The organism is Actinoplanes sp. NPDC051411 (assembly GCF_040682075.1).
In the GTDB taxonomy this organism is placed as follows: Bacteria; Actinomycetota; Actinomycetes; order Mycobacteriales; family Micromonosporaceae; genus Actinoplanes.
In genome coordinates this window covers 36,146-45,900 of sequence record NZ_JBFBAD010000081.1, presented here as the reverse complement: position 1 = coordinate 45,900, position 9,755 = coordinate 36,146, and the positions used below count along the sequence as shown (strand labels likewise).

Annotated in this window: 11 protein-coding genes; 9 read left to right on the top strand and 2 right to left on the bottom strand. The window is 68.5% G+C overall.

Annotation, left to right across the window (positions count from 1 at the left end; genetic code table 11):
• Nucleotides 1–734 precede the first annotated feature (734 nt).
• On the bottom strand, nucleotides 735–1,493 hold the full coding sequence (locus AB0M88_RS35225; RefSeq protein ID WP_364110131.1) for a Clp protease N-terminal domain-containing protein: 759 nt from the start codon (nucleotides 1,491–1,493) through the stop codon (nucleotides 735–737).
• Between the two features lie 23 nt (nucleotides 1,494–1,516).
• Here AB0M88_RS35225 and aroB point away from each other — a divergent pair, with 23 nt between their 5' ends.
• The 5 genes from aroB to AB0M88_RS35200 all read left to right on the top strand — a co-directional run bounded on the left by aroB (nucleotide 1,517) and on the right by AB0M88_RS35200 (nucleotide 4,819).
• Entirely contained in the window at nucleotides 1,517–2,572 is a 1,056-nt protein-coding gene (gene aroB, locus AB0M88_RS35220; protein WP_364110130.1) for a 3-dehydroquinate synthase, read from the top strand.
• A complete protein-coding gene (gene aroQ / locus AB0M88_RS35215; RefSeq protein ID WP_364110129.1) occupies nucleotides 2,569–3,024 on the top strand; it encodes a type II 3-dehydroquinate dehydratase in 456 nt (151 codons plus the stop codon). The genes aroB and aroQ overlap by 4 nt, the downstream gene beginning before the upstream one ends.
• A 41-nt stretch (nucleotides 3,025–3,065) precedes the next feature.
• Complete coding sequence (gene efp, locus AB0M88_RS35210) at nucleotides 3,066–3,623, top strand: elongation factor P (protein WP_364110128.1); 558 nt, start codon at nucleotides 3,066–3,068, stop codon at nucleotides 3,621–3,623.
• A 25-nt stretch (nucleotides 3,624–3,648) separates the two neighbouring features.
• Nucleotides 3,649–4,059, top strand: coding sequence for a transcription antitermination factor NusB (gene nusB, locus AB0M88_RS35205; RefSeq protein WP_364110136.1), 411 nt, complete (start codon nucleotides 3,649–3,651; stop codon nucleotides 4,057–4,059).
• A 277-nt stretch (nucleotides 4,060–4,336) separates the two neighbouring features.
• Nucleotides 4,337–4,819 (top strand): GNAT family N-acetyltransferase, encoded by a 483-nt coding sequence (locus AB0M88_RS35200; protein WP_364110127.1) that lies wholly within the window; start codon nucleotides 4,337–4,339, stop codon nucleotides 4,817–4,819.
• Nucleotides 4,820–5,139: 320 nt separating this feature from the next.
• Here AB0M88_RS35200 and AB0M88_RS35195 read toward each other — a convergent pair whose 3' ends face one another.
• Complete coding sequence (locus tag AB0M88_RS35195) at nucleotides 5,140–5,628, bottom strand: transcriptional regulator (protein ID WP_020517563.1); 489 nt, start codon at nucleotides 5,626–5,628, stop codon at nucleotides 5,140–5,142.
• Between the two features lie 278 nt (nucleotides 5,629–5,906).
• Here AB0M88_RS35195 and pyrR point away from each other — a divergent pair, with 278 nt between their 5' ends.
• The 4 genes from pyrR to carA are packed head-to-tail and all read left to right on the top strand — an operon-like array spanning nucleotide 5,907 to nucleotide 9,755.
• Complete coding sequence (pyrR, locus tag AB0M88_RS35190) at nucleotides 5,907–6,467, top strand: bifunctional pyr operon transcriptional regulator/uracil phosphoribosyltransferase PyrR (RefSeq protein ID WP_364110126.1); 561 nt, start codon at nucleotides 5,907–5,909, stop codon at nucleotides 6,465–6,467.
• On the top strand, nucleotides 6,464–7,387 hold the full coding sequence (locus AB0M88_RS35185; protein WP_364110125.1) for an aspartate carbamoyltransferase catalytic subunit: 924 nt from the start codon (nucleotides 6,464–6,466) through the stop codon (nucleotides 7,385–7,387). Before pyrR ends, AB0M88_RS35185 begins: the two co-directional genes overlap by 4 nt.
• Nucleotides 7,384–8,649, top strand: a complete 1,266-nt coding sequence (locus AB0M88_RS35180; protein WP_364110124.1) for a dihydroorotase — start codon at nucleotides 7,384–7,386, stop codon at nucleotides 8,647–8,649. Before AB0M88_RS35185 ends, AB0M88_RS35180 begins: the two co-directional genes overlap by 4 nt.
• Nucleotides 8,649–9,755, top strand: coding sequence for a glutamine-hydrolyzing carbamoyl-phosphate synthase small subunit (carA, locus tag AB0M88_RS35175; RefSeq protein WP_364110123.1), 1,107 nt, complete (start codon nucleotides 8,649–8,651; stop codon nucleotides 9,753–9,755). Before AB0M88_RS35180 ends, carA begins: the two co-directional genes overlap by 1 nt.

The following is a 9,755-nucleotide window of genomic DNA, read 5'->3' as shown; positions in this document are numbered from 1 at the left end:
ACTCGACAGGGTGAGGAGCAGGCATGACACGACATCCTTCCTGGAAGCCGTCATCCACCTCACCTCAGGTGTCCGGAAAACTGGGGGAAGCTCAGTACAGGTTTGAGGTCACTGAGCGCTTTAAAGCTTTGCGCGTGGTCGTGGGGTGCTGCTTGTGATGTCCGTAGGGGCATCCCGCGCACGTGAGCCGGTTGTGGATCGGTGGTACAGGATCGACGTCAACCAAGCGCTTTAAAGGGACGAGAGGCGGCGGGGCTCCAGCCGTAACTCAGCTTTGAAGCGCGACCTTCACCACCGGCGTCGGCGGGCATGCAAGAACCCGCGAGCGCCCCTGGGCACAGCACTGGCCGCAAACACGTGACACGCAAAGCTTTTAAAGCGCTCAGTGGCCCTCAAACCTGTACCACCGACGTCTTTTCAATGACCCAAAGCCCGCGCAGGCGGGCGATTTGAGGCCGAAGTACCACCCACCCAGCTCGGCCCTGCCCGACCGAAACCCCTGGCGTGCCCCCTGACCGAAAGGGACGTGCCAGCGAGACGGGATCTCCAGTGGTGAGACAGCGCCTGCCCGCAGAGACCAAAGATCCAACTTGACGCCGGCTGACCATGAGTTGCAAGCGATTTGGGGCGAGTGTGACCAAGACCGAACTAGATGCTTTACCTCGATCTTGGTCACCCTGGCCCCCAATCGCGTCCGACCGCAAGAAAACCCCCGCGATCGATCGAACGAACGACTACCGGCCACCCCCCTCCAGCCGCTCAATACGAGCGATCAACGGAGCGATCTCAGCCCGGACAGCACTGAGCAAGGCATTCGGCTGCGGCTGAGCGCTTTGCAGGGTATTGCGCAGATGGGCGTACCCCGCCACGGCCGCCGCGACCGAGCGCCTGACCGCCTTGAGCTCCAGCCCCCGCGACCGCAGCAGCGCCCCCGCCGCTCCGTCCGGCTCGGCCACCAGGCCGATCAGCAAGTGTTCGCAGCCCACGTAGTTGTGCCCGAGCCCCGTCGCCTCTCCCACAGTCAGTTCCAGTGCCACCGCCATCGGCTTGCTGAACCGCAGCCCGCCTCTTTCGGCCGCCGGCAGGGACGGCTCGGCGTCGGCCGGCGCGGTCAGCGAAGCGGGGTCGATGTCCATTGTCGTGAGGATCTGGCGGGCGAGGTTGGCCGGTTCGGTGACTATGCCGTGGAGCAGGTCGGAGGTGGTCACGTTGGTCTGGGCCCGCTCGATCGCGAGGCCCAGCACGGTGATCGCCCGCGAGGTGAAGACGGTCTGGAGGCGTTCGGTGAGGTCGGCGGTCGTGAGATCGCTGAGGACGGTTTGCCGCACTTCCTGGGAGCGGCGGACCGCCTGTTCGAGGGCTCGTTGGCAGATCGGGGAGACGGGGATGCCGGCATCCCGGACCGCGTCGGCCAGATCGTCCGGTAGGTACACGTTGATTTTTGGCATGCACCGTTTATAACCCGCACTTGGGGTTAGAAGATATAACCCCATCGTTCGTCACTAAGGTCTTCCGTGTGGTTACACGCATCCCGGTGGCCGGTGACCGGGCCTATGACGTCCTGGTCGGCCATGACCTGGCCGGCGAGCTGCCGTCCCTGGTCAAAGGCGCGGCGAAGGCCGCGGTGCTCTATTCCGCGCCGCTGCGCGCTCACGCTGAGCGGGTGGCTGAGGCTTCCGGCGTACGCCCGGTGCTCGTCGAAGTCCCCGACGCCGAAGCGGGAAAGACCGTCGCCGTCGCCGCGCACTGCTGGGACGAGTTGGGCCGGGAAAACTTCACCCGCACCGACGTGGTGATCGGGGTCGGCGGGGGAGCGGTCACCGACCTCGCCGGCTACGTGGCCGCGGCGTGGCTGCGGGGCGTGCGCTGGGTGCCCTGTGCGACGTCGCTGCTCGGCATGGTCGACGCGGCGGTCGGCGGCAAGACCGCGGTCAACATCGCGGCCGGGAAGAACCTGGTCGGCGCGTTCCATCCGCCGGCCGGCGTGCTCTGCGACCTCGACACGCTCGCCACGCTACCGGCCGACGACCTGGTCGCCGGGCTGGCCGAGGTGGTCAAGTGCGGGTTCATCGCCGACCCGGTGATCCTCGAGCTGATCGAGAAGGATCCGACCACCGATCCGGTCAGTTCGACCATCCGCGAGCTGGTCGAGCGCTCGATCCGGGTCAAGGCGGACGTGGTGGGCGTCGATCTGAAGGAGTCCGGGCTCCGCGAGATCCTCAACTACGGTCACACGCTCGGGCACGCGATCGAGAAGCGCGAGAAGTACACCTGGAAGCACGGGCACGCGATCTCGGTCGGGCTGATCTTCGCGGCGGCGCTGTCCCGGCTCAGCGGCCGCCTCGACGACGCGACCGCCCGTCGCCATCGGGACGTCCTGGAATTGCTGGGGCTGCCCACGGCGTACGGGAAAGGGGCCTGGACCGATCTCCTGAGCGCGATGCGCGTCGACAAGAAGGCGCGGGCCGCGACCTTGCGTTTCGTGGTTCTGGACGGCCTGGCGAAGCCGGGCATCCTGACCGGGCCCGACGAGGCCCTCCTGGAGCGGGCCTACGCCGAGGTGGCCCGATGATCTACGTCCTGAACGGCCCGAACCTCGGCCGGCTCGGCACCCGCGAGCCCGACGTCTACGGCCGCACGACCTACGCCGACCTGGTGCGCCTCTGCGAGGAGACCGGTTCGCGCCTCGGTGTCGACGTCGTGGTGCGCCAGACCGACGCCGAGTACGAGATGCTCGGCTGGTTGCACGCGGCGGCCGACGAAGGCGCCGACGTGGTGCTCAACCCGGCGGCCTGGAGTCACTACAGCATCGCGGTGCGGGACGCCTGCGGCATGCTGACCGGACGCCTGGTCGAGGTGCACATCTCGAACATCCACACGCGCGAGGAATTCCGGCATCATTCGCTCATTTCGGCGGTGGCCACCGGGGTGATCGCGGGCCTCGGCGTCGACGGCTATCGCCTGGCGATCGAGCACCTGACGACCGGAAACCCCGATTCGCCGGTCGGCGGTTCGCGTCGGTAGACTCGATCGGTCACCAATACGTATCAACAGCAGGGTAGGACATGGCTTCCACGAACGACCTGAAGAACGGCCTGGTGCTCAACCTCGAAGGCGAACTCTGGGCCGTCGTCGAGTTCCAGCACGTCAAGCCGGGCAAGGGCGGGGCGTTCGTGCGCACCACGCTCAAGAACGTGCTCTCCGGCAAGGTCGTCGACAAGACCTTCAACGCGGGCACCAAGGTCGAGACGGCCACGGTCGACAAGCGGACGATGCAATACCTCTACCAGGACGGCGAAGACTTCGTCTTCATGGATCTGGACACCTTCGACCAGATCACCGTGCCCGGCGGCACCGTCGCGGAAAACGCGAACTACCTGCTGCCCGAGGCCGAGGCGACCGTCGCGACCCACGAGGGCGTTCCGCTCTACATCGAGCTTCCGACCAGCGTCTTCCTCGAGGTGACCTACACCGAGCCGGGCCTGCAGGGCGACCGCTCGACCGGCGGCACCAAGCCGGCCACCGTCGAGACCGGCGCGACCGTCAACGTCCCGCTCTTCATCACCACCGGCGAGAAGATCAAGGTCGACACCCGCGACGGCCGTTATCTCGGTCGTTCCTGACATGGCCGAAGGCCCCAAGACGCAGATGCCGGCCCGCCGCAAGGCGCGCAAGAGGGCACTGGATGTGCTCTACGAGGCCGATATCCGCGATCTGCCTCCCGCTCAGGTCCTGATCACCTATCTCGATCGCATCGAGAAGCCGCGCCCCGATCACATGGATTACGCGGAGATGCTGATCGAGGGTGTGGCGAAAAACCTCGACCGCATCGACGAGCTGATCGCGTCGTACGCCGAGGGCTGGACGATCGACCGCATGCCGGTGGTCGACCGCAACCTGGCGCGGATCGCGGTCTTCGAGCTGCTCTATGTGCCCGAGATCGACGACCCGGTCGCGATCACCGAGGCGGTCGAGCTCGCGAAGCAGATGTCCACCGACGACAGCCCGCGCTTCCTCAACGGCATCCTCGGCCGCATCGCCGAGTTCGCCACCCGATAGGCGCTGAACTGCCGTTCTGGCAGCCCGCCGGGTGTGACCGAAGCGATCGGGCTTCCTCGGTCCGGTGAGCCGGCAGGCTCCCGCCGCTGCTTCGGTTACGCCCGCTTGCCGGTCGGCAGCGCGCCTGCTCCCGGTGGTGCCGCAGGCCCTTGCCGACGCGGATGCCCGACCGGCCGATCCGGCGGCACTTGTCAGGACGGCGATGACCGGCTGCTTCTCCGCGCGCACGATGTCGAGGGCCTGAGACTCGGCTCGACGGGCGTGGTTGGCTCGGGGCATGACGGTTTCGATCCGGGCGCTTGCCGAGGCTGACATCGACGAGGTGGTGGCCTTCTCGTTGCGGGCGTGGGCGCCGGTTTTCGAGTCGTTCCGCGCGGTGCTCGGCGACGAGATCTATCCGAGGGTCTATCCGGACTGGCGCACGTCGCAGGCCCGGGACGTCGCGGGCATCTGCCGGGGCTGTCTCGACTCGACGTGGGTCGCGGAGGTCGACGGGCGTCCGGTCGGGTTCATCGTGGTGGTCTTCGATCGTGGGGCGCCCGGCGCCGACATCGAGATGCTCGCCGTCGACCCCGGGCATCAGCGCCGGGGGATCGCGACCGCGCTGATGGAGTTCGCCTTCGACCGGATGCGGAAGGCCGGGGTCCGCATCGTCGCCGTCGGCACCGGGGGCGATCCCGGCCACGCGCCGGCCCGGCGCGCCTATGAAGGCGCCGGGTTTTCGCCGCTGCCGTTGGTCCGCTATTACAAATCGCTCTGAGCTTGATCTCGGACGGTAACCGTCACCTACCCGGTCGGTGACCGGCCGTCCGGATCGTTTCAAGATCGACGTCGTTTTCACGATCGACGGAGCGCCAGACCGCCTCAGCGCGAGCCGCGCCGCCGGCCCACCCGATCACCCACCGCTACGCGCGAAAGTCGCGCTACGGCCGTTTGACGCCCCGCGTCGCGGTGGACGGCGGAACGGACAACGTTGTCATCGGGGACGCCCGGTCCGCGTACAAAAAAATGTTTTGGGGGTTTGGGCGGGAAAAGCGAAAGAGCCCGCGGGGGAGCGCGGGCTCGATCAAGGGGTGGAGGTCAGCTGGCGAAGAACGCGCGCGGGTCGGCGACCAGGACACCCTGCTCGGTCAGGCGCTCGATGAGGCCTGAGGGCGAGATGTCGTAGACGATGGCCAGCGCGCGCAGGTCGTCGGCGCGGATGGACAGGACGCGGCCGTTGTAGTCACCGCGCTGCTGCTGGATAGCCCGGGCGTACCGGGCGACGTAGGCCAGGTCCTCGCCCGTGGTGTCGTACAGTTTCTCCAGGTCGAGCACGATTTTGTTGGTTGCCTCGAGCCGGACGCCGCTGCCGTCGGGCAGCAGCTCCGAGACGGGCACGCGGTAGAAGTCGGCCAATTCGGCGAGGCGGGAAACGGTCACGGCACGGTCGCCGCGCTCGTACGAGCCGACGACGACGGCCTTCCACCGGCCGTTCGACTTCTCTTCCACACCCTGCAGGGACAGGCCCTGCTGCTGCCGGATGGAGCGCAGGCGGGCGCCCAGCGACTTGGCGTACTCAGACGGCATTCGGAACACTCCCACTGTGCAAGGCGCGGAGGGTTCTTCCTCCGACGATCGCTACGCAGCGTGACGGTACGGAGTTCGGCGCCCCCGGTCAAGTGCCGGTTACCGATGAGTCGTGTGCCGCGCGAGCGAGTTGCCTGATTCGTCCGTTGATTTCGACGTCAGCCACGTCACGATCGTCATCGCCGCTGCCGCTGGTAACGTAGCGTCAGCCATCGAGCCGAACACTCGATAGACGTCCTTTAACGACCCGTCCCGTGAGGCGGGGAAGGGGGTCCGCCGTGGCGCAGCCGCGTGCCGACACAGCAACGAAGATCATTTTGAGCGGGGCCGACCTGCACCGGGTCGTCGACCGGATCGCTCATCAGATTCTCGAGAAGACCTCCGGCGCGACCGGCACGGTTCTCCTCGGAATTCCGACCCGCGGAGTGCCGCTGGCCCACCGGCTGGCCGCCCGCATCCACGCCTTCGAGGGCATCGACGTGCCGGTCGGCTCGCTCGACATCACCCTCTACCGCGACGACCTGCGGCTGCACGCGACCCGCGCGCTCGGCAAGACCGAACTGCCGGGCGGCGGCATCGACGGCCGCAAGGTCATTCTCGTCGACGACGTGCTGTTCTCCGGGCGTACGGTCCGGGCCGCGCTTGACGCGCTCAACGACGTCGGCCGGCCCAGTTCGGTGCAACTGGCCGTGCTGGTCGACCGGGGTCATCGAGAACTGCCGATCCGCGCCGACTACGTCGGTAAGAACATCCCGACCGCGCTGACCGAGAGCGTCCGCGTCTCACTGACCGAGACGGACGGCCTCGACGAGATCAAGCTGACCGGGGGCGACAAATGATCAAACACCTGCGTTCGGCGGCCGACCTGGACGCGGCCACCGCCACCCTGATCCTGGACACCGCGGGCGAGATGGCCGCGCTGGCCGGCCGCGAGGTCAAGAAGCTGCCGACGCTGCGCGGCCGCACCGTGGTCAACCTCTTCTACGAGGACTCGACCCGCACCCGCATCTCGTTCGAGGCGGCGGCCAAGCGCCTGTCGGCCGACGTCATCAACTTCTCGGCCAAGGGCTCCAGCGTCTCCAAGGGCGAGAGCCTCAAGGACACCGCGCTGACCCTGCAGGCGATGGGCGCCGACGCGGTCGTCATCCGGCACTCGGCCAGCGGCGCGCCGCACCGGCTGTCGAGCTGGATCGACGGCTCGGTGATCAACGCCGGCGACGGTACGCACGAGCACCCGACCCAGGCGCTGCTGGACGCCTACACGATGCGCTCGCGGCTCGGGAAGATCGAGGGCCTGAAGGTCGCGATCGTCGGGGACGTGCTGCACAGCCGGGTCGCTCGATCCAACGTCCTGCTGCTCTCGACGCTGGGCGCGGAAGTGACCGTGGTCGGGCCGCCGACGCTGGTTCCGGTCGACATCGCGGCCTCCCTTTCGCCGTCGCTGAAAGTGTCGTACGACCTCGATAGCGTCCTGCCCGAGATGGACGTCGTGATGATGCTGCGGGTGCAGACCGAGCGCATGCAGGACTCGTACTTCCCGTCCGCGCGGGAGTACAGCCGGCGCTACGGTCTCGATCTCGCGCGCATGCGGCGGCTACCGGGCCACGCGATCGTGATGCATCCCGGCCCGATGAACCGGGGGATGGAGATCACGCCCGAGGTGGCCGACTCGTCCCGTTCCACCATCGTCGAACAGGTTGCCAACGGGGTCAGTGCCCGGATGGCCGTTCTCTATCTGCTGCTCGGAGGCAAAGCGTGACCTCATATCTGCTTCGCGGTGCTTCCGTCCTCGGCCGGGGTGCCCAGGATCTTCTGATTCAGGACGGCGTTCTGTCCGACAAGTCGGACAGTCGCGCGGAGGTCATCGACGCCGCCGGCCTCGTAGCCCTCCCCGGCCTCGTCGACCTCCACACCCACCTGCGGGAACCGGGCCGCGAAGACGCCGAGACGGTCGAGACCGGCTCCCGCGCCGCGGCCCTCGGCGGATACACGGCGGTCTGCGCGATGGCCAACACCTCGCCGGTCGCCGACACCGCCGGCGTGGTCGAGCAGGTCTGGCGCCTGGGCCGCGAGGCCGGGCTGGTCGACGTGCAGCCGATCGGCGCGGTCACGGTCGGGCTGGCCGGCCAGCAGATGGCCGAGCTCGGCGCGATGGCCACGTCGGCGGCCAATGTGCGGATCTTCTCCGACGACGGGCACTGCGTGGCCGACCCGCGACTGATGCGGCGCGCACTGGAATACGTGAAGGCGTTCGGCGGGGTCATCGCCCAGCACGCCGAGGAGCCCCGGCTCACCGAGGGCGCCCAGATGCACGAGGGCGAGGTCAGCACCCGGCTCGGGCTGACCGGCTGGCCGGCCGTGGCCGAGGAGGCGATCATCGCCCGCGACGTGCTGCTCGCCGAGCACGTCGGCAGCCGCCTGCACGTCTGCCACGTCTCGACCGCCGGGTCGGTCGAGGTGCTGCGCCAGGCCAAGGCCCGCGGCGTCAACGTCACCGCCGAGGTCACCCCGCACCACCTGCTGCTCACCGACGAGCTCGCGGCCAGCTACGACCCGGTCTTCAAGGTCAACCCCCCGTTGCGGACGCGGGAAGACGTCGAGGCCCTGCGCGCGGCGCTGATCGAGGGGGTCATCGACATCGTGGCCACCGACCACGCCCCGCACGCGGTGGAAGACAAGGAGTGCGAGTGGGCGTACGCCCGGCCCGGCATGGTCGGGCTGGAGACCGCGCTCCCGGTCGTGCTGAGTGTGCTCGGCGAGCAGTGGGAGCTGATCGCCGACCGCATGTCGCGGACGCCCGCGCGCATCGCCGGACTGGCCGGCCACGGCCATGACCTCCTGGCGGGCGCTCCGGCCAACCTCACGCTGGTCGACCCGTCGGCGCGCCGGGTGGTCGACCCGAGTGAGTCGGCGAGCCGCAGCCGCAACACCCCTTACGCGGGCACCACCCTGCCGGGTCGCATCGTCGCGACCTTCCTCCGGGGAGAGCCGACAGTCCTGGACGGGAAGGCGGTCAAGTAATGCCCAAGGCGATTCTTGTACTCGAGGACGGGCGCACGTTCTACGGCAGCGCGTACGGCGCGGTCGGCGAGACCTTCGGTGAGGCCGTGTTCACCACCGGCATGACCGGCTATCAGGAGACGCTGACCGACCCGTCGTACCACCGCCAGGTCGTCGTGCAGACCGCCCCGCAGATCGGCAACACCGGCGTCAACTCGGAGGACGACGAGTCGGGACGCATGTGGGTCGCCGGCTATGTCGTACGCGACCCGGCCCGCCGCCCGTCCAACTGGCGCGCGACCGGCGACCTCGGCGAGCGGCTGGCCGCCGAGAAGATCGTCGGCATCAGCGGCATCGACACCCGCGCGCTGACCCGCCACCTGCGCGAGCGCGGCGCGATGCGGGCCGGCGTCTCCAGCGTCGACCTCGACCCGCAGTCGCTGCTGGCTCGCGTCAAAGAGACCCCGCAGATGCTCGGCGCCGACCTGTCGGCCCAGGTCAGCACCCCCGAGCGCTACACCGTCGAGGCGGAAGGCGAGCACCGCTACACGGTCGCCGCGCTCGACCTCGGCATCAAGCGCAACGTCTCCCGCCGGCTCGCCGCGCGGGGCGTCACCACGCACGTCTTCCCGGCCGGCTCGACCATCGACGACCTGCTCGCGGTCGGTCCCGACGCGGTCTTCTTCTCGCCCGGCCCGGGCGACCCGGCCACCGCGCAGGCACCGGTTTCACTTGCTCGGGACGTGATGAGCCGTAACGTGCCGCTGTTCGGCATCTGCTTCGGCAGCCAGATCCTCGGCCGGGCGCTCGGCTTCGGCACCTACAAGCTGGGCTACGGCCACCGCGGCATCAACCAGCCGGTGCTCGACAAGACCACCGGCAAGGTCGAGGTGACCAGCCACAACCACGGGTTCGCGGTCGACGCGCCGCTCAACCAGGTGATCGACACCGACTTCGGCGGGGTCGAGGTCTCGCACGTCTGCCTCAACGACAACGTGGTCGAGGGCCTGCGGGGGATCGACGTCCCCGCGTTCACGGTGCAATACCACCCCGAGGCGGCAGCCGGCCCGCATGACGCGGACTACCTGTTCGACCGGTTCGTCGAGCTCGTCGAAAAGAAGGGCTGA